Source organism: Sulfurirhabdus autotrophica, from assembly GCF_004346685.1.
GTDB lineage: Bacteria > Pseudomonadota > Gammaproteobacteria > Burkholderiales > SMCO01 > Sulfurirhabdus > Sulfurirhabdus autotrophica.
Genome location: NZ_SMCO01000006.1, coordinates 59160 through 81534 on the forward strand (window position 1 = coordinate 59160; position 22375 = coordinate 81534).

The 22375-nt window shown below is 44.4% G+C and carries 21 protein-coding genes; 7 read left to right on the top strand and 14 right to left on the bottom strand.

What is annotated here, in order from left to right; genetic code table 11:
- Positions 1 to 5: 5 nt before the first annotated feature.
- Both guaA and guaB read right to left on the bottom strand, forming a co-directional pair.
- Positions 6 to 1571 carry a glutamine-hydrolyzing GMP synthase gene (gene guaA, locus EDC63_RS08270; protein WP_124948128.1) on the bottom strand — a complete coding sequence of 522 codons (1566 nt, stop codon included), beginning with the start codon at positions 1569 to 1571 and terminating at the stop codon, positions 6 to 8.
- Between the two features lie 71 nt (positions 1572 to 1642).
- On the bottom strand, positions 1643 to 3103 hold the full coding sequence (gene guaB / locus EDC63_RS08275) for an IMP dehydrogenase (protein WP_124948129.1): 1461 nt from the start codon (positions 3101 to 3103) through the stop codon (positions 1643 to 1645).
- Positions 3104 to 3371: 268 nt separating this feature from the next.
- Here guaB and EDC63_RS08280 point away from each other — a divergent pair, with 268 nt between their 5' ends.
- From EDC63_RS08280 to EDC63_RS08300, 5 genes are read left to right on the top strand one after another with little or no spacing between them, the layout of a single operon-like run.
- Positions 3372 to 4139: a hypothetical protein gene (locus tag EDC63_RS08280; RefSeq protein WP_124948130.1), complete on the top strand. Its 768-nt coding sequence runs from the start codon at positions 3372 to 3374 to the stop codon at positions 4137 to 4139.
- A 17-nt stretch (positions 4140 to 4156) separates the two neighbouring features.
- On the top strand, positions 4157 to 4762 hold the full coding sequence (locus EDC63_RS08285) for a septation protein A (protein ID WP_124948131.1): 606 nt from the start codon (positions 4157 to 4159) through the stop codon (positions 4760 to 4762).
- A 1-nt stretch (position 4763) separates the two neighbouring features.
- Complete coding sequence (locus EDC63_RS08290; RefSeq protein WP_124948132.1) at positions 4764 to 5066, top strand: YciI family protein; 303 nt, start codon at positions 4764 to 4766, stop codon at positions 5064 to 5066.
- Positions 5063 to 5335, top strand: a complete 273-nt coding sequence (locus tag EDC63_RS08295; RefSeq protein ID WP_124948133.1) for a BolA family protein — start codon at positions 5063 to 5065, stop codon at positions 5333 to 5335. Before EDC63_RS08290 ends, EDC63_RS08295 begins: the two co-directional genes overlap by 4 nt.
- Before the next feature lie 39 nt (positions 5336 to 5374).
- Positions 5375 to 6274 (top strand): peptidylprolyl isomerase, encoded by a 900-nt coding sequence (locus tag EDC63_RS08300; protein WP_124948134.1) that lies wholly within the window; start codon positions 5375 to 5377, stop codon positions 6272 to 6274.
- Positions 6275 to 6349: 75 nt separating this feature from the next.
- Here the strand turns inward: EDC63_RS08300 and EDC63_RS08305 are convergent, their stop codons facing one another.
- The 7 genes from EDC63_RS08305 to EDC63_RS08335 all read right to left on the bottom strand — a co-directional run bounded on the left by EDC63_RS08305 (position 6350) and on the right by EDC63_RS08335 (position 14443).
- Entirely contained in the window at positions 6350 to 7288 is a 939-nt protein-coding gene (locus EDC63_RS08305; RefSeq protein ID WP_124948135.1) for a DnaJ C-terminal domain-containing protein, read from the bottom strand.
- 110 nt (positions 7289 to 7398) lie between these two features.
- The gene (locus EDC63_RS08310) at positions 7399 to 7608 is read right to left on the bottom strand and encodes a SlyX family protein (RefSeq protein WP_124948136.1); all 210 of its coding nucleotides are present in this window, start codon (positions 7606 to 7608) and stop codon (positions 7399 to 7401) included.
- 204 nt (positions 7609 to 7812) lie between these two features.
- A complete protein-coding gene (locus EDC63_RS08315; protein ID WP_124948137.1) occupies positions 7813 to 8739 on the bottom strand; it encodes a flagellar brake protein in 927 nt (308 codons plus the stop codon).
- Between the two features lie 110 nt (positions 8740 to 8849).
- The gene (gene tsaA / locus EDC63_RS08320; protein ID WP_124948138.1) at positions 8850 to 9557 is read right to left on the bottom strand and encodes a tRNA (N6-threonylcarbamoyladenosine(37)-N6)-methyltransferase TrmO; all 708 of its coding nucleotides are present in this window, start codon (positions 9555 to 9557) and stop codon (positions 8850 to 8852) included.
- 5 nt (positions 9558 to 9562) lie between these two features.
- Positions 9563 to 10036 (bottom strand): NifU family protein, encoded by a 474-nt coding sequence (locus EDC63_RS08325; protein WP_223248474.1) that lies wholly within the window; start codon positions 10034 to 10036, stop codon positions 9563 to 9565.
- A 33-nt stretch (positions 10037 to 10069) separates the two neighbouring features.
- Positions 10070 to 14047 carry a phosphoribosylformylglycinamidine synthase gene (gene purL / locus EDC63_RS08330; RefSeq protein WP_124948139.1) on the bottom strand — a complete coding sequence of 1326 codons (3978 nt, stop codon included), beginning with the start codon at positions 14045 to 14047 and terminating at the stop codon, positions 10070 to 10072.
- Positions 14048 to 14233: 186 nt separating this feature from the next.
- Positions 14234 to 14443 carry a DUF3330 domain-containing protein gene (locus EDC63_RS08335; protein ID WP_124948140.1) on the bottom strand — a complete coding sequence of 70 codons (210 nt, stop codon included), beginning with the start codon at positions 14441 to 14443 and terminating at the stop codon, positions 14234 to 14236.
- 88 nt (positions 14444 to 14531) lie between these two features.
- Here EDC63_RS08335 and EDC63_RS08340 point away from each other — a divergent pair, with 88 nt between their 5' ends.
- Positions 14532 to 16043: an NAD(P)H-hydrate dehydratase gene (locus EDC63_RS08340; RefSeq protein ID WP_124948141.1), complete on the top strand. Its 1512-nt coding sequence runs from the start codon at positions 14532 to 14534 to the stop codon at positions 16041 to 16043.
- A gap of 25 nt (positions 16044 to 16068) precedes the next feature.
- On the opposite strand, the gene EDC63_RS08345 is transcribed toward EDC63_RS08340, so the two are convergent.
- The 5 genes from EDC63_RS08345 to EDC63_RS08365 form a co-directional block, all read right to left on the bottom strand.
- Entirely contained in the window at positions 16069 to 16824 is a 756-nt protein-coding gene (locus EDC63_RS08345) for a sulfite exporter TauE/SafE family protein (protein WP_189836567.1), read from the bottom strand.
- 78 nt (positions 16825 to 16902) lie between these two features.
- A complete protein-coding gene (locus tag EDC63_RS08350) occupies positions 16903 to 17220 on the bottom strand; it encodes a DUF190 domain-containing protein (RefSeq protein WP_124948142.1) in 318 nt (105 codons plus the stop codon).
- 9 nt (positions 17221 to 17229) lie between these two features.
- On the bottom strand, positions 17230 to 17613 hold the full coding sequence (crcB, locus tag EDC63_RS08355; RefSeq protein WP_124948143.1) for a fluoride efflux transporter CrcB: 384 nt from the start codon (positions 17611 to 17613) through the stop codon (positions 17230 to 17232).
- A 116-nt stretch (positions 17614 to 17729) separates the two neighbouring features.
- Positions 17730 to 19790: an HD domain-containing phosphohydrolase gene (locus EDC63_RS08360; RefSeq protein ID WP_124948144.1), complete on the bottom strand. Its 2061-nt coding sequence runs from the start codon at positions 19788 to 19790 to the stop codon at positions 17730 to 17732.
- Positions 19791 to 19921: 131 nt separating this feature from the next.
- Positions 19922 to 20548, bottom strand: a complete 627-nt coding sequence (locus EDC63_RS08365; protein ID WP_223248475.1) for a transglutaminase-like cysteine peptidase — start codon at positions 20546 to 20548, stop codon at positions 19922 to 19924.
- 430 nt (positions 20549 to 20978) lie between these two features.
- Here EDC63_RS08365 and EDC63_RS08370 point away from each other — a divergent pair, with 430 nt between their 5' ends.
- Positions 20979 to 22367, top strand: coding sequence for a tetratricopeptide repeat protein (locus EDC63_RS08370; RefSeq protein WP_124948146.1), 1389 nt, complete (start codon positions 20979 to 20981; stop codon positions 22365 to 22367).
- The last annotated feature ends 8 nt before the right edge of the window (positions 22368 to 22375 follow it).

The window sequence follows — 22375 nt, forward strand, 5'->3', positions numbered from 1 at the left end:
CAAACTTATTCCCACTCGATTGTTGCAGGCGGTTTGCCTGAGATATCGTAAACTACCCGGTTGATACCGCGTATTTCATTGATTATCCTATTTGAAACTTTACCAAGTAAGCTATAAGGCAATTCAGCCCAATGTGCGGTCATAAAATCCTGGGTTTGCACTGCACGCAACGCCACAACATAATCGTAAGTACGACCGTCACCCATGACGCCAACCGATTTGACAGGTAAAAATACAGCAAAAGCTTGGGAGGTCTTCTCGTACCAGCCGGACAAACGTAATTCTTCGATAAAAATCGCATCCGCCTTTCGCAATAACTCTGCATATTCCTGTTTCACTTCACCCAAGATACGCACACCCAAACCTGGGCCCGGGAACGGATGACGATAAACCATATCATGGGGCAATCCCAGTGAGATACCCAACTCCCGCACTTCATCCTTGAACAGTTCGCGCAAGGGTTCCAGTAACTTCAAATGTAGCGATTCTGGCAATCCACCCACGTTGTGGTGGGATTTTATGGCGTGAGCCTTATTATTTTTCGCGCCGGCAGATTCAATCACATCCGGGTAAATCGTTCCCTGAGCCAGCCATTTGGCGTTTGGCAATTTTTGGGATTCACTCTGAAATACTTCGACAAATTCACGACCAATTATTTTGCGCTTCTTTTCCGGATCAGTCACACCAGCCAAATGACCCATGAATATCTCACCAGCATCCACATGAATCACTTTCACGCCAAGATTTTTGGCAAATGTTTCCATTACCTGCGTGGCTTCGTTCAAGCGTAATAAGCCGTTATCAACAAATACACAGGTAAGCTGATCACCTATGGCACGATGAAGTAAAGCAGCCACTACTGAAGAGTCTACTCCGCCAGAAAGCCCTAAAATCACTTCATCAGAGCCAACTAGTGAGCGGACTTTTCCAATCGCTTCTTCAACATAATCGGGCATATTCCAGTCAAAACCGCAGCCGCAAATTTCATGAACAAAACGATCAATAATTGCCTTGCCCTGAAGCGTATGCGTTACTTCTGCATGGAACTGAAGCGCATAGAACTTTCGAACTTCATCTGCCATTCCTGCGATTGGTGTAGCAGCATTACTAGCGATCACCTTAAACCCTGCAGGCAATTCAGTTACTTTGTCACCATGACTCATCCAGACATCCAGCAGACCATGCTTTTCTTCGTTAATTCGGTCCTGAATGTCACGTAACAGCGCTGAATGACCACGCGCCCGCACTTCAGCATAACCAAACTCGCGATGCAACGCATTTTCAACAGCACCACCAAGTTGTGAAGCCATGGTTTGCATCCCATAGCAAATCCCCAGTACAGGTACGCCCAGTTCAAATACGATTTGTGGTGCACGTGGTGTTTCTTCTTCTGTGACTGACGAAGGACCACCAGAGAGGATAATGCCTTGTGGGTTAAATTCACGAATAAAACTATCGGTGACGTCGTAAGGATGCAATTCACAATAAACGCTGGATTCACGAACACGTCGTGCAATAAGTTGGGTGTACTGGGAACCGAAGTCCAGGATCAGAATTTTTTGATGAGCCATTTTATCGAATCGGGATAAAGAGTGATCTGTAAGATGCAAGAGCTAAATAACTCAGCTCTTGCTCCGGTGACTTAATCTACGTGGTAATTAGGCGCTTCTTTTGTAATTTGCACATCATGAACATGAGATTCACGCACACCTGCCGTTGTGATTTCCACAAATTCAGCCTTACTGTGCATATCAGCAATATTGGCTGCGCCAATATAACCCATACTGGAACGCAAACCGCCCATCAGTTGGTGAATCACCGTCAACACGCTACCTTTATAGGGTACGCGTCCTTCAATACCTTCTGGCACTAATTTGTCTGCGTTTGCTTCATTTTCCTGGAAATAACGATCTTTTGAGCCTTCCTGCATTGCCCCCAAAGATCCCATACCTCGATAAGATTTGTATGAACGCCCCTGAAACAACTCGATTTCGCCAGGTGCCTCTTCCGTACCAGCAAACAAACCACCCAGCATAATGCAATTTGCGCCTGCCGCTATGGCCTTGGCAATATCGCCAGAATAACGCACACCCCCATCCGCAATCATCGGAACGCCAGTATTTTTGAGTGCCTCTGACACATTATGAATAGCGGTAATTTGAGGAACACCCACACCGGCAACTATACGGGTTGTACAAATAGAACCTGGCCCGATACCGACTTTAACAGCATCTGCACCATGATCTACCAATGCCATAGCTGCGCTGGCAGTAGCAATATTACCGCCTATCACCTGAACATCAGGAAAATTGGTTTTAACCCATTTGACACGATCCAGCACGCCTTTAGAATGCCCATGAGCCGTATCTACCACGATAACGTCAACACCTGCATCCACCAAAGCAGCTACGCGTTCTTCAGTTCCCTCGCCTACACCAACGGCAGCGCCAACACGCAAGCGTCCAAGTGCATCCTTACAAGCAAAAGGATGCTCACTGGATTTTTGAATATCTTTTACCGTAATCAGGCCGCACAATTCAAACTCATCATTCACCACCAACACGCGCTCTAAACGGTGCTGGTGCATCAGGTTCATTGCTTCTTCTCGTGAGGCGCCTTCCTTAACGACAACCAGCTTTTCACGGTTAGTCATAATGTTCTTAACAGGCTGATCCAGATTACTTTCAAAACGCAAATCACGGTTAGTCACAATACCAACAACCTTGCCGCCATCCACTACAGGCAAACCGGAAATTTTGTGGTGACGTGTAATGTCCAGCACATCGCGCACAGTCATATTCGGCGAAATGGTTACGGGGTCTTTGACCACGCCACTTTCAAAGCGCTTAACTTTTAAAACCTGAGCGGCCTGGGCGGCAGTTTGCATATTCTTATGAATAATGCCAATACCTCCCTCTTGTGCCAGCGCAATAGCCAGCCGTGCTTCTGTCACGGTATCCATTGCAGCAGAGATCAGAGGAATATTTAAGGAGATGTTACGCGTCAGTTGCGTTTTAAGGGTCACATCGCGCGGCAAAACGGCTGAATAAGAAGGCACCAGCAAGACATCATCGAATGTGAGCGCTTTTTGAAGTACACGCATATTGTTATTCCCTTGCTTACAAATAAACATTATACGAAATTCAGGCAAACTCGGTAAACTACTTCGTGCGTTTTATATCTATATTTGTGAAAAAATAGATAAAAGTGAACCTATTTCCATCAGATTTGACTAACATAAAGAGCTAATTTTCACCTGCATGCTTTTACTTGCCAGGTTAAACAGCTAAAAACAACCATTCTTCAAACACCGTAGCATGTTTCTTAGATTGATTATTGAGGAAGTAAAGAGAGAAATACTTGTAGTGTAGATGCAAATCATAGCAAAATGCACAATTAGTCATACCCTAATGGAAATTATGTCAACGACCAGCGAGTTCAAAAAGGTCTTTAATCAAATCAGCGAAAAAATGCTGGCTTCATTTGATATCAGTGGAATTAATTCTGGAGAACAAGTTACTCCCCCGCAATTAATAGATGCAATGAACCAGTTTTTCATCATTTTTGAAAAACTGGATAACGATCAAAGTTCCCACGATCATATCAGTAAAGATGAAATCAGCCAGATGGGAGAACATGCTATTGGCTGCCTGATGGACCTGAGTGTTTGGGCTGACCGCCTTAAACTGCCTAAAGAAAAGGCCGGTATTGACCAAGTTGCATTGGGCACTGCCCACTGGCTGATTCAACATCGCGGTGAAATTCGAATTCTTGAACCAATCGTTAATGCGCTTGCTATTAAAGCAAACACAACAGAAAACAAAGAAGCCCTGATCGCATTATTTCATGTCATTAGCGATGTAATCGAGCATTCATCTTCTGCAATTAAAAGCGATCTGGAAAAATCCGACCCTACCCGCCCATGGAGAATTCTCAATCTTAACTTTGCAATTGTTGCCACACGATCGCAAAATACCGACTTAATGGTAAAAGCATTCGATAGGCTTGGACACAATTTACCGGAAGATTGCCCCAGTTTCTTTGAAGAAGGATTGAAGCAAGCAGAGAAACCCAGCTTCGGGCCAGAAATTAAGACCATTATGAAAGATTACTTTTCTAAATGGACAACTCGTCATTAACCCGTCATAATTTTCAAATGAAATTTCTATTCGATCTCTTCCCCATTATTCTGTTTTTCGTCGCATTCAAGCTGGCTGGAAGCAACCCTGAACATGCCGCAGCATTGGCAGCATCCGTTGGATATAGTGTAGATATAAAACAACTACCCATCCTTATTGCCACTGCGGTTGCTATTGTTGCCACCTTTGGCCAAATTGGATGGGTATATTTTCGTCATAGAAAAGTAGATACCATGCTATGGGTCAGTCTTGCCATTATTGTTGTATTTGGTGGAGCAACCTTGCTTTTGCATGATGAGACATTTATTAAATGGAAACCAACTGTTCTATACTGGTTGTTTGCCGCCACACTTACCATCAGTGCAACGCTATTTAAAAAGAACCTGATTAGAACCATGATGGAAAAACAAGTTTCACTTCCAGAACCTTTATGGGGAAAGCTAAACCTGAGCTGGACTTTGTTCTTTGCCATAATGGGCTTCGCCAACCTGTACGTAGCCTTTAATTTTTCCACCGATACGTGGGTAAATTTCAAACTTTTTGGCACTATGGGACTCATGCTGGTTTTTGTTTTACTGCAAAGTCTGATGTTAGCAAAACATATGGAAGACAAGGAACCGTAACATGCTCTATTGCATTATTGGTGATGATGTACCCAACAGTCTGGATAAACGACTGTCTGTCAGACCTGCACATTTAGAGCGCCTGACCAAGCTTCAGGAGGCAGGTCGCCTGATTTTGGCTGGCCCAAACCCTGCAATTGACAGCATAGACCCTGGACCAGCAGGCTTTTCCGGTAGTCTGATCGTCGCTGAATTTGATTCACTTGAAGACGCCAAATCCTGGGCGAACGCAGATCCCTATATAGGTGCTGGTGTCTATTCAAACGTTTTAGTTAAACCTTTTAAGAAAGTCTTTCCCACATGAGCACAACAATTGAACTAATGCAGCAAAAACTCGCTACACTCTCACCGGCTAACATTCAAATTATTGATGACAGTGCCAAACATGCTGGCCACGCAGGTGCTAAAAGTGGTGGTGGGCATTACCAGCTACGTATTGTTTCCAGTGCTTTTGCAGGCGAGAATACGGTTGCAAGACATCGAATGATTTATGACGCATTGGGTGATATGATGCGCCAACAGATTCACGCGCTTAGCATTACGGCGCAAACACCAGAAGAAGTTAAAAACTGATTTTATCATTTATCAACTAAACACTAAAAGGACTAGACAATGCCTTCAAAAACTTCACGCTTAGCACTTTTGCTAATCTCCAGCATGCTGACGCTTTCTGCTTGTAATGCTCAGGAGCCAGCAAAAAACACTGCAAAAGAAGCGACAGCTGCGGTTAAAACTGCTTCAAAAGCAGTAGTATCCGTTAATGGCATAGCCATTCCCCAGGATAGAATCGATTTCTTTGTGAAGCAGACTGTTTCACGTGGTCAGGCTGATAGCCCTGAATTGCGTAAAGCAGTTACCAACGAGTTGATCAGCCGTGAATTGATGTCACAGGAAGCTACAAAAAAAGGATTGGATAAAGACGCTGAAGTAGCTGCGCAAATTGATCTTGCAAAGCAAACTGTCCTTGTCGGCGCTTATATTCAGGATTATTTGAAAGCCAACCCTGTTTCAGATGATTTGATCAAAGCTGAATACGACAAACTGAAAGCGCAGATTGGCAGCAAAGAATACAAAGTGCGCCACATTCTGGTTGAAAAAGAAGCAGAGGCAAAAGACATTATTGCTCAGCTCAAGAAAGGTGCTAAATTCGACAAGCTTGCTACAGAAAAATCTAAAGACACAGGTTCTAAAGCTAAAGGTGGCGACCTGAACTGGATGACTCCAAGCAATGTAGTCAAACCATTCGGCGATGCAATGATGAAGCTTAAGAAAGGCCAGTACACACAAGAGCCAGTTCAATCACAATTTGGCTGGCATGTGATTAAACTGGATGATGAGCGTGATCTGAAAGCACCAACTTTTGAAGAGGTTAAACCTCAGTTGGCACAACGCTTGCAACAAGAGCAAATTCAGAAGGGTATCACTGAGCTGCGTACAAAATCTAAGATTGAAATACCTGAAGAAGCAGCTCCTGCAGCAGCTCCGGCTGAAGCACCAGCAGAAAAGAAATAACCGTTACTTTTTCACTGTATTGACCAAAGGATGGCAATAACAATTGCCATCCTTTTTTGTCTACAGTCATGAATATCAAACCAGATGGCTACGGGGGTTGAAAGCTGAGATCTTTGCCAACTCCTCAAACAGCTTTGTTTCCTCATCTGTCAGGGTGGTTGGAACAACAATCTGTAAAACCGCAAAAAAATCGCCATGACCACCTCCCCTCTTTGGCAGTCCCTTTCCAGTCAACCGTAATTTCTGACCACTTTTCGCCCCTGGACTTACCTTTAACCGTACTTTTCCTTCCATGGTAGGCACTTCTACACTGGTACCAAGTGCAGCTTCCCACGGCGTAACAGGTAAATCCAGATATAAGTCATGTACAACGGCTTTAAACAAAGTGTGGGGTTGAATATGCAGCGTCAAAATCAAATCGCCATTGGGGCCTCCATTAGCACCTGCACCACCCTTCCCTGGCAGCCGCATTTTTTGGCCGTCAATAGCACCTTTTGGTATGCGCATTTTAATTGATTTTGGGATGCGCCTCATTTGTCCATCAGGCGATCTCTCTGGCACTTCGATATCCAGTGTACGTTCTACGCCATGATATGCATCATCCAGCGAAATTTGGAGTGCCATAGTAAAATCTTGTCCAGCTCTGGCGAATCCACCTCGACCTTGCCTGCCACTTTGACGCCCCATCCCAAACAGGTCAGCAAAATCACCAAACCCGCCCGCTCCGAAACCACCAAATCCATTGCTCTGGCCAAATTGCTGCTCCCAATCTGGTGGTGGCCTGAATTCCTGCCCAGCTTGATAGCTGCCTAATTGGTCATATGAAGCGCGTTTTTCAGTATCTTTCAACACTTCATAAGCCTCGCCCAGCTCTTTGAATTTATCTTCCGCGTCCTTTTCTTTAGAGACATCCGGGTGAAATTTACGCGCAAGCTTTTTGTACGATTTTTTGATTTCATCTTGGGTAGCTGTTTTGTCTACACCCAGTATTTTGTAATAGTCTTTATATTTCATGTTGAAGATATTGTTATTAATCAGGGTAATTCAAGTCAAAACGCAAAAAATGAAAATTCAGTTTAACTCAAAAATTATAGTAAATTCCTTGCTAATGCAGGATACCAATACTAGTAATGCGGAGGCCGCTCGTTGGATACTTTATTCTCTGAAGCCGTATCAGAAAGGTCTTTAACCTGGCTCAGCAAAAATCGGCAAGTTGCTTCCAATTGATCAAGCATTTTTTGTTGCTGACAAACAACCTTATTTAGTTCCTGAACAGTGTCTTCCTGAAAGGATATTTTCACTTCCATTTGTATGAATCGATCCTCAATAGTCATCAATTAAATCCTCATCTTACGATATATAAACATGCTATGAATTAGTTTGAGCCATACATTTGAAATTAACGAACTGAAATGACTTCAGGTCCGTATTTTTGGATACACGCTGACAGACAATTCTACGAGAAGAATTATTCAAAACCGTGTTAAATGAATAAATTTAATACTTCCCAAACGATTCGCTTTAAATTTATAGCGATTCTACTTCTTCTCCAGCATTTTTTGATAAACCATACTCTGCAGGATTAATAATTCTTGTGTAGGCAGATCTTTAAACTGTATACCAAAGCGATATTTTTCCACTCCACTTTCACTGCTTTCCAATGTTGAGGAACGGACTATACAATTCAATACAGGATAAACTTCAATGTCTTTGATTTTAGCTTTAAACGTCAGGCGCAATTCATCATCTTTTTCTGCAACTTTTTTATTGGTTACAAAAGCTGCGCCAGTAGTGCTGACATCCACTACCGAAACTGGAAATCCCGGGCTATTTTCACCAACATTCAGATTTGTTACCGTACCAATTATATTAAAAGAAATACGGGCTGATTCTCTGACAGAAACTTTTTGTACCGTTTTAGGATAAACAAGGTGCAGATAGGAAATTGGGGTATTGCATACCTTCCGAATAGAAGAAGAAAAGCCAAAGGCAGCGGTTCCTGAGAATGATCTCACAATCACATTCTGATTTTCTCTGCAAAGCACTAAATGACCGTCAAATTCGGGGGCGCTCACCATTACAGTTCCATTGGGAAGATACCCGAGCAACTTCACTGAATATCGCTCGTCACCAAATGAAGTTGAAACCTGTATCTGAAATGGGTCGCCCACATTAGGTTTCATTTCCACAAATGTACCCTGTAAATTTTCAGTTGTCGCTAACTTGGCTTTATCTTTTTCTTCCTGTTCCTGCTTTGAGTTTGTACCGATATTAATAGCCGATTTTTTCCACCCAGGATTTCTGAAAAGCCCATTCTCACTCAACAGTTCAATCTGCCGTTGATTTTCTATAATAAACCCTTCCCGAAGGAGCAGGTTTCTATCGCTATCATAAACTGGCCATGGCAATGGTTTTCCAATATTAATATCGGATATTTTCAGTGGAACAAGTCCTTCGGATCCCATATTTTCCTGTCTGTAAATGGCTATCAGTAATGAAACAATTTAATATACTTTGATATTACATACTGCAACTAACTAAAAAGCAAGTAATTTCATGATGATAGATTGATAAATTAATGTATCTTCAGGATATCAGTTACCAGGATGTTTTTACCTTCCACCCCCCATTTCACATCATAATCGAGCAGTTTCATTGCAAAGTTATGGCTTCCAAGCATATCCGCAGTGTAGGCAGGACGCGGATCAAAGGAAAGAATCTGATTGATTAGTACTGCGAGATTTAAATCCGGGGAGTAAGTTTGTTGACACACTTGCCTGGCCTGTTCAGAAAAAGTCACTTCAAATTCTGAGCTAGGTGCATCTGGTGCAAAGCCACCTTTAGCATTGGAGATACTATCCACATAGGGAAGATAAGGTTTAATATCCAGAACAGGCGTCTGGTCCAGCAAATCCGCCCCTTTAAGATGTAACACTACACTCCCTTTTTCAATCACCACCTTTTCCAGTTCAACGACGGACAAACCAATGGGGTTAGGACGATATGTAGAACGCGTAGCAAAAACACCAACTCGTTTATTTCCACCCAGTCTGGGTGGACGCACAGTGGGCTTCCATCCTTCTGTAAGGCATCCATGAAAAATGAATGTGATCCAGATGTGCGAAAAATCTTCTAACCCTCGCACAGCTTCTTCTCGGTTGTAGGGTGACAGTAACTCAAGGGTAGCTTTTGCCTCAGTCACCAGACCGGGCTGGCGCGGAATACCGAATTTCTCTTTATAACAGGAATGAATGATTCCGACTGAATTAAGCGTAAACGACATAACGCTTAAAATGTGTTCTGAACTTCAGTTACTTGAGGAAAATGCCTCATGACGATTTTTTCCACTACATTTTTAAGATCCAGTACAGCATTGGGGCAACCGACACAGTTACCCTTCATGCGGACTCGCACAACAGATCCTTTGACTTCCATCAGTTCCAGATCACCCCCATCCTTTAGTAGAATTTGTCGCGCTTCTTGCAGCACCTCGATTAATGCATCCCGATCAGGAGGCGGCGCATTGGGATCAGGTTTACGTGCGGCATTGAGCTTACGCTTGGCCATTTCCTGATCGCGAGAAATCCTTGTAGCAGTCAAAGGGTCCTGCTCGTATAACTCGTCCAGTTCATCTTCACTATAAAAGCGCATGGGCTGAGACAATGTTGCTTCTTCAAGCCCCATTAAGCGATTTCGTTCTGCCAATTCTTCCACAGAAAAACGGTTATGTTTCACGGGAATTTTATCAAGGCGATCTGACATATTAGCGGTTACAGTTTGATTATCAGCAAAAAACTACCCAACCCACTTACGTGCATTTCGGAACATTCTCATCCACGGACCATCTTCCAGCCAGTTATCAGGGTGCCATGAATGCTGCACGGTGCGGAATACCCTCTCAGGATGTGGCATCATGATTGTAAAACGGCCATCCGGTGTCGTCAGACCTGTTATGCCATCCGCTGCACCATTCGGGTTTAGCGGATAGGTCTCAGCAGTCTTGTCATAGTTATCCACATAACGCATAGCAACCATTGCTTGTTTCATTTGATCCGCACTGCTGAATTCGGGATAACCTTCACCATGGGCAACAACAATCGGCATGCGACTGCCCGCCATGCCATCGAAAAACAATGACGGACTTTGCGGTATTTCTACCATGACATAACGGGCTTCGAACTGCTCCGATTTATTGCGTACAAAATGTGGCCAGCTCTCTGCACCAGGAATTATCTCATGCAAGTTGCTCATCATTTGACAACCATTACATACGCCCAGGGCAAACGAATCATTCCGCTTGAAAAATGCTTCAAATTCCACGCGAGCTTTAGCATTGAACAGAATGGATTTTGCCCATCCTTCTCCAGCACCCAAAACATCCCCATAAGAGAAGCCGCCACAAGCCACAAACCCTTTAAAATCCTTCAATGTGACGCGTCCCGCAATAATATCGCTCATATGCACATCCACCGCTTCGAAACCAGCGCGATCAAATGCGGCAGCCATTTCAACTTGGCCATTGACACCCTGCTCCCGCAGGATTGCCATACGCGGGCGTATTGCCGAATGAATAAAAGGGGCTGCAATGTCTTCATTGATGTCAAAACTCAAATTTGCATGTAAACCTGGATCAGTTGCATCTAAAATCCGGTCATATTCTTGTTGTGCGCATTCCGGATTATCACGGAGTTTCTGCATTTGATAAGTGGTTTCAGACCAGGCGCGTTGCAAGTCAACCCGATTTCCTGAAAGAATCTCGGATTCATTGCGCATTACCTTGATCTTGTCCTCTTTATTCAGCGACCCAAATACATGAAGTTCGCTGCGTAGATCAGCGCTAAAGAATGCTTCCATTACTGTGGGTGTATCGCTACGCTTTACTTGTAAGACTGCACCCAGTTCTTCGTTAAATAAAACATCGAAAATATGTTCCGAGTATTTACCCGCCGGCACGCTAATTTCGGCCTTGCCACGTCGTTCAACATCTGTACGAAGCTGCTCATAGCAGAGTTCATCCACATCTACAGTCAACCCCACATGCCCGGCAAATGCCATTTCACATAATGTGACGAACAAACCGCCATCCGAACGATCATGATAAGCCAGAATTTTGCCATCGCGATTCAGTTGCTGGACTGCACTGAAAAACGCTTTGAGTTTTTCCGGGCTGGTGACATCTGGAGCGATGTTTCCAGTTTGTTTGTATACCTGAGCAAACGCAGAGCCACCAAGACGATTCCGTCCGGATCCCAGATCAATCAGAATTAAATCGGTATCTCCCAAATCAGTACGCAATTGAGGGGTCAGTGTTTTGCGTGCGTCCGTCGTTGGCGCAAATGCGGAAATAATCAAGGAGAGTGGCGCGGTCACTTCTTTTTTGGTGTCACCTTCATTCCAGGCGGTTTTCATGGACATGGAATCTTTACCCACGGGTATACTGATACCCAGTTTCGGACACAACTCCATCCCCACTGCTTTAACCGTGTCGAACAAAGCCGCATCTTCGCCGGGATGCCCCGCCGGCGCCATCCAGTTAGCCGAAAGTTTAATGTCGCTGATGTCATCTATCAGTGCCGCAGCGATATTGGTGATCGCTTCGCCAATCGCCATACGTCCGGATGCAGCCGGGTTAATCAGCGCTACTGGGGCGCGTTCACCCATTGCAAAGACCTCACCCTGATTGGTGTGGTAACCCATAGTAGTGACAGCAACATCCGCTACCGGAATTTGCCATGGCCCCACCATTTGGTCTCGGGCCGTCATACCCCCCACAGTGCGATCACCGATACTGATCAAAAAGGTTTTGTTAGCCACGACAGGCAGCATCATGACGCGATAAACAGCCTCAACCAGATCTATCCCGGCAAAACTGACAGGTGCAATACCTCTTCGAACATGAGTCACATTACGGGTCATTTTCGGTGGTTTGCCTAATAGTACGGACAAATCCATTGCAACAGGGTTGTTACCATAATGGCTATCTGCAACGACCAGCTGATTATCATCCGTGGCATGCCCGATCACGGCAAAAGGGCAGCGTTCGCGTTCGCACATCTGTTTAAACAGATCGAGACTTTCAGGCGCTATTGCCAGTACATATCGCTCTTGTGATTCATTGCTCCAAATTTGCATGGGCGACATGCCGGGCTCTTCATTCGGCACATCGCGCAACTGAAAATGACCACCCTTGCCTGCGCCATGCACCAATTCAGGTAGTGCATTGGAAATACCGCCCGCACCGACATCGTGAATAGAAAGAATAGGGTTTGCTTCTGCCATCTGCCAGCAACGGTCAATCACTTCCTGGGCTCTGCGTTGCATTTCAGGATTGCCGCGCTGAACTGAATCAAAATCCAGATTTTCGGCATTGGAACCGGTATCCATACTTGAAGCCGCCCCACCACCCAAACCAATCAGCATGCCCGGCCCACCCAACTGAATCAGCAAGGTACCAGCAGCAAATTCATATTTGAATGCATGCCCGTCAGAAATATTCCCTACACCCCCCGCCAGCATGATGGGCTTGTGGTAGCCACGCATTTCTCCGGCCACTTCCTCTTCGTAGGTTCTGAAATAGCCTGCTAAATTGGGGCGGCCAAATTCATTATTGAATGCAGCAGCACCAATTGGCCCTTCCAGCATGATTTGCAATGCAGAAGCAATACGTGAAGGCTTTCCATATGCGCTACCCAATTTATCCTGATAGGCTTCCCAAGGTTGTTGAAAATCCGGAATATTAAGGTTAGAAACAGAAAAACCACCCAACCCTGCTTTTGGCTTTGAGCCAGTGCCTGTCGCACCCTCGTCACGAATCTCTCCTCCCGAACCGGTTGCCGCTCCTGGAAATGGCGAAATGGCCGTAGGATGATTATGCGTTTCCACTTTCATCAGAATATGAGTCATGTCTTTCACATAACCATATTTATGATCTACAGATGCAGGGTAAAAACGGTCTATTTCCGCCCCTTCAATCACTGAAGAGTTATCAGAATAAGCGACTACCGTACCTTTCGGATGCAAGGCATGGGTATTGCGGATCATACCGAACAGGGAATGTTCCTGCTGCTCACCATCGATTACCCAATCAGCATTAAATATCTTATGGCGGCAATGTTCTGAATTGGCCTGAGCAAACATCATGAGCTCTACATCAGTAGGATTACGGCTAATGCGAGTGAAATTTTGTACCAGATAATCTATTTCATCTTGCGATAATGCAAGGCCCAGCTCTTTGTTTGCTTCGACCAAGGCTTCTGTTCCACCACCCAGAATATCAACCGTGTTCAGCGGTACTGGCTGACAATGCTCAAACAAACGACTAATTTCATCCATATCGCTCAAGGCGATTTCTGTCATACGATCATGGATCAGCGGCAACAACACGGCCTTGTCTTGAGCGGAAAGAGGTTGGCCATTTCCGGTTTGCACATAAAAAGCCACACCCCGCTCAATACGTTCAATGGCTTCCAAACCGCAGTGCCGCGCAATGTCTGTCGCTTTACTAGACCAGGGAGAAATAGTACCAAATCGGGGAACAACAAGAATATGCTCTCCAGCTGGCTCTTCAACTTGATCTGCAGGCCCATAAGTCAGTATCTTTTCAAGGGTCAAACGCTCACTTTGGCTTAAGCTTCGCTCAACCGAAGCAAAATACCAATATTCTGCATGTACACGAGAGATGTTGGGTGCGTTGAGAGAAAGCACTGACATCAATTTTTCAAGACGAAAAGAAGATAAGGCATTGCGGCCGCGAAGTTTGATCAACTGAGACATGAGATACCCGGATGAGGAACCGAAAAAAGTAGAATTTTACCCTAAAAACCTGTTCAATTGGGAGGCAACCTGATAATGCCTGTTGCAATTATCAGATGGTATTTTAAGGGTAAGGCAGACTCATGATGGTAAAGCATGAAGCCATTTAATTTAACACGAACCTGAAATAAAATATTATTTCCGATTTTAAGCCATGTTTTCCTTGACCTGCTTTCTCCATTTATCCAGACAATCCAGTCCGCAAAAATGATGTACATAATCAGGGCCTTCAAAGCTTGCAGAGATATCTGCCGGCACCTCGATTAAACATACCTCGCAGGAAAGCACTTCACAAACTTCATCACTATCACAAGAAGTGATGGGTGAACCAGAAGGATTAACGCGATCGGTTAACATTTCACACCCCCTTTCTACAGGTTATGGATTTACACTATCATTATAGTCTACTAACCCGATATTCGTTTCAATGGAACCCATTTAAAACATGAACACATTATCCTCACTGCTCCCTTCCCCAATCTACCGTGCACAAGAAATCAAATTAATCGAAGAAACTTTAGCCAAACAACCCACGCCGCTTGGCCTGATGGAAAAAGCAGGTTTAGCTGCAGCCGAGTTTGGACTTGAATTATTTATTGATAAACCGGTTGTTTTGATTCTGGTCGGGCCGGGGAACAACGGTGGAGATGCACTGGTTGCTGCCAGGTATCTTAAATCCTGGTTTTATCAGGTAACTGTTGTATTCACCGGCAACGCAGAGAAACTCCCTCCAGATGCGGCAAAATCCCTTCAATCATGGAAAGATGCTGGTGGTACGATTCACGATTCCATTCCTGACAACGTTCAATGGGATTGGGTCGTTGATGGCCTGTTTGGTATCGGACTTGCGCGGGATCTGGATAAACGCTATCTGGATCTGGTAAAAAGAGTCAATCAGATGCAGTTACCCGTTCTGGCACTAGACATACCCAGCGGTTTGGACAGCGATTCTGGCCAGCCATTTCGCGCTGCAATACGCGCAACTCACACGCTTACTTTCTTAGCATTAAAGCCTGGACTATTGACCGCTTACGGTCCGGATTATTGCGGAGAAATTCACCTGGACCAACTGGGCATTGAGCCAGAAACCTTACCACCATCAAAAGGAAACTTACTGACCCAGAAGCAGGTCATTTCCGCACTGAAACCGCGCCCTCTCAACAGCCACAAAGGCATGCTCGGTAGTGTAGGCATTTTGGGAGGAGCCAACACGATGACAGGAGCGGCTTTGCTAGCAGGAAGAGCCGCTCTGAAATGTGGTGCAGGCCTTGTTTATATTGGCATGCTGGCTGATTCAGCTCCTGCTGTCGATATTCAACAACCTGAACTAATGCTGTGCGCCCCTGAGCAACTATTGGAGATCGAAGGCATTTCCTGTCTGGTTGCGGGGCCGGGACTGGGCCAGTCTGATAGGGCTTTGGCACTGCTACAGAATGCCATCTCCAGCGACTTACCACTTATTCTGGATGCTGATGCGCTGAATTTAATCGCCGTACACCCGGATTTAGCCAGCCAATTGCAAAATAGAAAGAGTGCGAGCATTCTCACTCCCCATCCCGCAGAGGCCGGCAGGCTGCTCGGCTGCAGCAATCACGAAATTCAGCAAGACCGTATTGGTTCTGCCTTGGTTATCGCCAGCCGACAAAATAGTATTGTTGTTCTAAAAGGGGCTGGCAGTATTTGCGCTTTCACTGACGAGACTTGGTACATCAATCCCACAGGGAACCCAGGATTAAGCAGCGCTGGAATGGGAGACGTATTATCTGGCATGATTGGAGCCCTGATTGCTCAAAAACTCAAACCAAAACAGGCTACTTTACTCAGCGTATACCTGCATGGTGCTGCCGCAGATAAACTAGTCAGTCGTGGATTTGGACCAATCGGGCTAACCGCCTCAGAAGTCATTGATGAAGCAAAACACCTCTTGAATAATTGGGTCTACGGTAAGAATAGCTAAATCACTATTCATATTCACTTCACTGCTAAGCAATAATCAGCTTCAGTCCAATCAAGATGGTAATAATTTCAAATGCCCTCTTAATAAACTGATTACCCTTCGTGATAGCAAAATGGCTACCTAAATACCCTCCAGTCACCGAACCCAGCAAGAGTGCAGGCATCCAGTCCCACGCGATTTTCCCAATCATGCCAAGCACAATCGCGCCCGTACCATTCCAGAATAACCCGCATAAAATCAGTGTATAGGCAACAGCACGCTTATAGTCCAAACCAAAACGATGAATCAGCCACATCGTCAAAAAAAGGCCGGTACCGGAAGTAATCGAGCCATTCAAAAAACCGATAAAAAACAACCCTGCTATACCGCCAATCAGCGCCCTGCCTTCTCTGTTCCTGGGTGAATGCTCCAAGCCCAATTGTGGCTTGAACACTGAATAAATACCCAACCCCATGGTGAGTACCCCCAAGGCAAACTGGGCATAGCTGGGAGGGATTTTCAGTATCACGCTTGCCCCAAGCACAACACCGGGAAGACCTGCACCAAGAATAATCAGGGAAAATCGCCTGTCCAGCGTATTCTCATTCAAATGCCTTACAGTCGCACCCAAGCCCAGTGCTACGCTCGCCACTTTATGGGTAGCAAGGGCGACACCAAATGGCAACCCCAGAAAAATCAGCATAGGAAACTGGATCAACCCTGCTCCGCCACCCGATAATGCAGAAAACCAATTGGCCAGAAAAGAGGCCACAAACAGCAGCAATTGATCAGAAATATTCATATAACAAACGGAAAAACGACGCAGGGGAGTGGACAAGATTCAAGATGCAATGTGACGGCAGACAACGGTTTCAACAGCTTATTTGCCTGTCACGCCATACTCAGCATTTACTTTCACATAAAACAACGTAAGACTTTCTGAATTCAGTTTTGCAATCAGCTGATCTGCCTCACTTTCGGAAAGAGCAAATTTCACCTCTACAGGCTGTTTACCTGCCAACTCAAAAAAGCCCTCCTCATGCAAAATACCATGGCGACCAAAACCTGAAATTGCACGAAAAGCAGACCCACCCTGAATGCCCATTTTCTTCGCCAGTTCCAAAAGCCATTCATAAAGCAATTCTCCATCATGCTTTTGGTTTTCAGACATATAGATTTTAAGAAAAATGCCTTCCATGATGCACCCTTACAATTTAAGGAGCTTAACGCTCCAAATACCCAGTGCAGTCATACTGAGCGATCCAAATAAATGCGCCGAAGCGGCAAGCACAGCCCAGGCCAATTGCTCACGGCTGATCAACGTGACTATCTCGGCAGAAAAGGTAGAAAAAGTAGTCAGTCCACCCAGAAAACCGGTAATGATAAATAATCTTACCTCTGGAGGCAGACTTGTGTGATGACTGAAATAGGCAATTGCCATGCCCACCAGATACCCTCCCAGCAAATTTGCTGCCAACGTCCCTAAGGGCATAGTGGGAAACAACGGATTAAACAGCATACCCAGCCACCATCTAAGCCAAGCTCCGAAAGCCGCACCTATCCCTACCGCCAGTAAAGCGTACAACCCCATTCAGAAGCCTCAGTAAACGTTCAGACTACAACCAAGTCGAGCCTGGAAACCGCATCAGAACAAAAAAACTATTATCTCAAAATGTTACCGTAATTCACATACAACAATTCGAGTACTTACGATATCCACTCGGGATGATTTTCTGCCACATTAAAAAGCGCAGCAACAACCTGACGATCATAACGGGATTTAGATTCAGACAACAATTGATCCAACACTTCTTCCACACCCATGCCTTCACGGTACGCACGGGCATTAAGCATCGCCACAAAAGCATTTGCAACTCCGAGAATTTTTGCAGTTAGTAACATGTGTTCACCATTCAAGCCTTTGGGATAACCACTGCCATCAATATATTCCTGTTTTTGCGCAATCGTTTCCAGTACCGGCCCGGGAAATTCCATACCTGATAAAATTTCAACCGAATATTGAACGTGCTTTTGCAGCGCCTGCTGTTCTTCGTCCGTCAGGGAATCTGTTTTAGTCAAAACCTCTTTAGCTACAAACAGCTTTCCGACGTTTGCAAGATTGGCAGCCATCTCAAGGGTTTCCAGATCAGCCTTTTCGAGATTCATCCCTTTGCCAATAGCCAATGCAACTTGCGTCGTTTTACTTGAGTGATTAGCCGTAAATGGATCATGCAGATCCACTGCTCTCATTAAAGTGGTCAGCAATTGACGCATCAACAGTTCATGACGTGCCTGGTCTGCCTGAAGAGCCGTAATATCATGAGAAACAACCAACGCATTTTTTGAATTTTGCAAACCAGTCTGCAATGGAATTGCGACGGAATGATAAATACCGGATGCACCTTTTCGCAATTCAAGTCTCTCTGCGGCCTGCTTAGGGGTATTCTCGGAAAGCGCACCATCTGCCAGCGTCCAAATGGTCTGAGCAACATTGGGACCTAATACGCTGGAAAGCGTCTTGCCTATAAAATCTTTAGGCGTCAGTCCCCAAGCCGCTGTCAGCGTCTTATTTGCATATGCAAATTGTTGATCCTTATCCACAATGTAAATAAAATCTTCAATATTATCGGTAATTGTGTGCAAAAGTGCCGACTGTGCTTTTAATTCATGGGACTTCTGGCGAAGTTGAGCAGCTGTGTGGCGCTCCCTTAAACTGCTCCCATGCCGCCACGCAGCGACGAGCGCTGCCGCAATAAATAACATTGCCAGCATGAATCCCGTCAACAAAAATCGCTGGTGCGCATCGGACTCTTTTAGCGCTTCCTTGGCATCCACTTTCTGCACCAAAACCCACGGTGTCTGAGCAAAAGCACGACTGGTCACTAACACCTCAACACCACGGTAATCTCTTAATTGACCAAATTCTCCGGGATGTTTAATAGCAAAGGCTGCGGCCAGGCCGGGGCTATCCAAAGACAGTCTTTTTTTAAGTGGTGCACTATTATCCGAAAGTGGCGACAAATAAACAGCGGTATCCCCTTCACGACGCACCAGTAGCGTTTCATCGGTTTGCGTCGTTCGAATCTGTCGGGTGAGCAATGGATATAACACTTCATCTGCCCGTTTCACCCCTACCAACACTGCTATTGGTTTAGCGTCACCCTTTGCAACCTGCAGAGGGAATACTGGCATTAAAAAACCTATAATAGGCTGATTAGATGCACCAAGATACAAATCCTGAACTGCTGGTTGTTTTGATTTAAGTACCTTTGCAGCCTGGTTTGCCAAAACCGGATCAAGCCTGGCACCAGCTGTTGCCAGCAGCAACTTGCCATCCTGATCCAACAACATTAGTCCCACATCTGCCTGACTTGGCAAATTTGCACGAATGCTATCCAGATTGGATTTCGCGACAAAACCAGTTCGTTCAGCGGTAGCAAATAACAAATTACGTATGTAAGAAAGTTGAGCTGGTTCGACGCCATTTTGACTTTGCTGCTCACGGGAAGAAAGCTGCATCAAATACAATTGAAGAGAGCCGTTTTCCGATAACTCTCGCAAAGCACCCGACTGCCCCTCTAACCATTTATCCACAGCATCATAACGGCTGTCTGCTATAAGCCCTAAATATACTTGCCACTGCTGCAGATCACGACCGCGCTCCTTTGCCGCATAAGCGAAAATGAGCCAAATACCCATAGCCAGCAACAGTGCCAGCAGAATGCTGGCGACCAGAGAAGGAGATTTTTTAAAAATGGAAGATTTCATCAATGATAAGAGTATTTTGTTGTTTTCAATAAAGCGACTGACATCTAAAAAATTCGTAAAGCTAACAAGACTACTGGCAATAATAGAACCTTACAGCACACCTTACAATCCCGAATCTGCAAAGTAGATACTCACGGCGTATGCATCCACCAATGTTTTTCATTTACCGAGTAAATAGGAATGTAGTGCGCAATCTGTTTCTGTGAAATAACTTCCTGTGCCTGATTATCCAAAACCAGCGCATCTCCATTAAGATATACTGCCAGAATGGCATGAGGAATTCTCAAGTTTGTATCCTGCAACACCACAACACGAATAGTATCCGCACTAAAACCCAGTTGGCGCAAAGACATATATTTGAAAATAGCAAAGTCTTCACAATCACCATTGTTGTAGAGGAATTCCCGAGGTATTGCCCAGTAATCATTTACCCCATAATTGTCGATATCAAGTACATAACTCTTATTATTCCCATACTTATTCACCGCAACAATTTGCTCCATTGGGGATTTCCCATTCAATCCCGACAAGAAATGTTGCCACTCACGCATATGACAAAGATTAAACTTGGGGCTATCACAATCTTTATCTTTCAAATCATCTGCTGCATGTCGTTTAAGCACACTAACCCATTGGGGAAATAAACCAAGATTTACATGCTCCGATTCTTTATAACCAAAAAGCAAAGTACCTGCCTTACTTTGGCCAACAAACTCTTGCGCAAATAACAACTGAGCATTCCATAACAGAATACTCAAAATTAAAAAGGAGTTAATGACTCCTTTCACAACAGAACAAACCAAACAAGAGGAAAAAGCCTATAAATATTGTTCATTTTTAAAATAAAAGTGTCTGACCATTACCAAGAAATTATAAAAAACTAACCATCCATAAATGAGTTAAAAGCAGAGACAATATTAACAATGATGTAAAATGTCGGGAAATTTTACACAACTTATGCCACTCAATCTGCCAGGATAGTAAATTAATAATCAACATTTATATAGGGCCATGACACACATGGCTATAATTTTCACAAAATAAATACGGAAAAAATATCGGGGTACTCAAAAAATTTTGTCGGAAATTCTTACAAAACCACCAACCTTAAATTTAAATTCTTAAAATTCTAATTTCTTTCAATATGTTGAGTCTTATGGCACAATAAATTCACAAATTTTTTGATGATTGATTAAAAAAGCTATATTAAATAAGATCATCTCTTTATGGCACTATAAATCTCAAGAGGACACGGCTTTGCATACAAATAATCAAATACAATCTGAATTCCCTTTTAAAAAATCACTAATTTCGATTGCATTGCTTTGTGTTACCGCATCTGTTTCGACAACCGCCTCATCTGCCGATGTCGACCAAGAACAGGACAAATTATTTAAAGAAGGCATCTATCAACGACTTCAAGGTAATTTATTTACTTCGATAGAAGCATTCCAAACCGTACTAAGCAATCAACCCACCCTGAACCGTGTTCGCCTTGAGCTTGCCCTGTCTTACTACAAAACACTCAATTTTGAAGAAGCTACACGTCAGGCACAAATGGTGCTGGATGACCCTAAAACACCTGAAAACGTCAGACTAGCGGTGCTTTCATTTTTAACGCAAGTCAAAGCAGATCAACAAGATTTCACTGCTAAACGTAACATTTGGGAACAATCTGTTTCCCTTGGTCTGATGCGCGACACGAATGTCAACGCAGGACCTTCCAGCGACGTGTTGCCTGGCGGGCTTGTGTTAACTGATCAATCACGCACTAGAAGTGACGATGCCTATGTATTAACAGCTGGCATATCACACCGATATCAATCACCTACGCCTGTTCAATTAGGCGAAAAAGCCGCCCGTTTTATCTGGCAAACTCAAGCAAACATTTACCGTAAAGATTATTTTAAAGAGAATCCATACGATCTGGATATTGCTTCCCTATCAACTGGCCCAGGTTGGCTTGTGCCTGGATATTTTCGGACAGCCATCACCGGTCAGTTCGATTACATACGATACGGCAATGAGCACCTTGCAAACTTTACCTCTCTAGCACCTACTTTTACTTGGGAGATAAAGGATGGTGAAGTTACCGCGGATGCGTTAATACAAAATCGTGAATTTTTCAGAGCGGTAGATAGCGAAAGAAACAGCATCTACTACTCATTAGGTGGCAGCGTTGGCAAGGTTTTCAGTGCTGGTAAGCTAGCATTACAAGGGGGGTTGCACTTATTTACTGAACATGCAAAAAACAACCCAGATGGCAGATTCAGCAACCATGGAAACGAGGTATTTATCGGCGCCAACAGAGTTGCTTGGGAAAATGGTTCCGTTTACGGTCGAATTAGCCAGAGAAATAGTACCTATGATGGCTATGAACCCATTTACAATCTGAAACGTGATGAAACTGAAGATCGCTACGAAATCGGGTTTAACCATCTCTACAAAACTGGTGTTATGGCGAACTGGAAGCTAAATGGTAGCTATACATTCATCAGAAACAATTCAAACTCCCATATTGATATTTACACCTATAAACGTGATATTGCACAAATTAATCTTGCACGTACGTTTTAAGCTTTCTT

Bases quoted from the DNA above. Each gene is read 5' to 3' on its own strand.
- guaA (WP_124948128.1), bottom strand. From the start codon at position 1,571: ATGGCTCATCAAAAAATTCTGATCCTGGACTTCGGTTCCCAGTACACC.
- guaB (WP_124948129.1), bottom strand. From the start codon at position 3,103: ATGCGTGTACTTCAAAAAGCGCTCACATTCGATGATGTCTTGCTGGTG.
- EDC63_RS08280 (WP_124948130.1), top strand. From the start codon at position 3,372: ATGCAAATCATAGCAAAATGCACAATTAGTCATACCCTAATGGAAATT.
- EDC63_RS08285 (WP_124948131.1), top strand. From the start codon at position 4,157: ATGAAATTTCTATTCGATCTCTTCCCCATTATTCTGTTTTTCGTCGCA.
- EDC63_RS08290 (WP_124948132.1), top strand. From the start codon at position 4,764: ATGCTCTATTGCATTATTGGTGATGATGTACCCAACAGTCTGGATAAA.
- EDC63_RS08295 (WP_124948133.1), top strand. From the start codon at position 5,063: ATGAGCACAACAATTGAACTAATGCAGCAAAAACTCGCTACACTCTCA.
- EDC63_RS08300 (WP_124948134.1), top strand. From the start codon at position 5,375: ATGCCTTCAAAAACTTCACGCTTAGCACTTTTGCTAATCTCCAGCATG.
- EDC63_RS08305 (WP_124948135.1), bottom strand. From the start codon at position 7,288: ATGAAATATAAAGACTATTACAAAATACTGGGTGTAGACAAAACAGCT.
- EDC63_RS08310 (WP_124948136.1), bottom strand. From the start codon at position 7,608: ATGACTATTGAGGATCGATTCATACAAATGGAAGTGAAAATATCCTTT.
- EDC63_RS08315 (WP_124948137.1), bottom strand. From the start codon at position 8,739: ATGGGATCCGAAGGACTTGTTCCACTGAAAATATCCGATATTAATATT.
- tsaA (WP_124948138.1), bottom strand. From the start codon at position 9,557: ATGTCGTTTACGCTTAATTCAGTCGGAATCATTCATTCCTGTTATAAA.
- EDC63_RS08325 (WP_223248474.1), bottom strand. From the start codon at position 10,036: ATGTCAGATCGCCTTGATAAAATTCCCGTGAAACATAACCGTTTTTCT.
- purL (WP_124948139.1), bottom strand. From the start codon at position 14,047: ATGTCTCAGTTGATCAAACTTCGCGGCCGCAATGCCTTATCTTCTTTT.
- EDC63_RS08335 (WP_124948140.1), bottom strand. From the start codon at position 14,443: ATGTTAACCGATCGCGTTAATCCTTCTGGTTCACCCATCACTTCTTGT.
- EDC63_RS08340 (WP_124948141.1), top strand. From the start codon at position 14,532: ATGAACACATTATCCTCACTGCTCCCTTCCCCAATCTACCGTGCACAA.
- EDC63_RS08345 (WP_189836567.1), bottom strand. From the start codon at position 16,824: ATGAATATTTCTGATCAATTGCTGCTGTTTGTGGCCTCTTTTCTGGCC.
- EDC63_RS08350 (WP_124948142.1), bottom strand. From the start codon at position 17,220: ATGGAAGGCATTTTTCTTAAAATCTATATGTCTGAAAACCAAAAGCAT.
- crcB (WP_124948143.1), bottom strand. From the start codon at position 17,613: ATGGGGTTGTACGCTTTACTGGCGGTAGGGATAGGTGCGGCTTTCGGA.
- EDC63_RS08360 (WP_124948144.1), bottom strand. From the start codon at position 19,790: ATGAAATCTTCCATTTTTAAAAAATCTCCTTCTCTGGTCGCCAGCATT.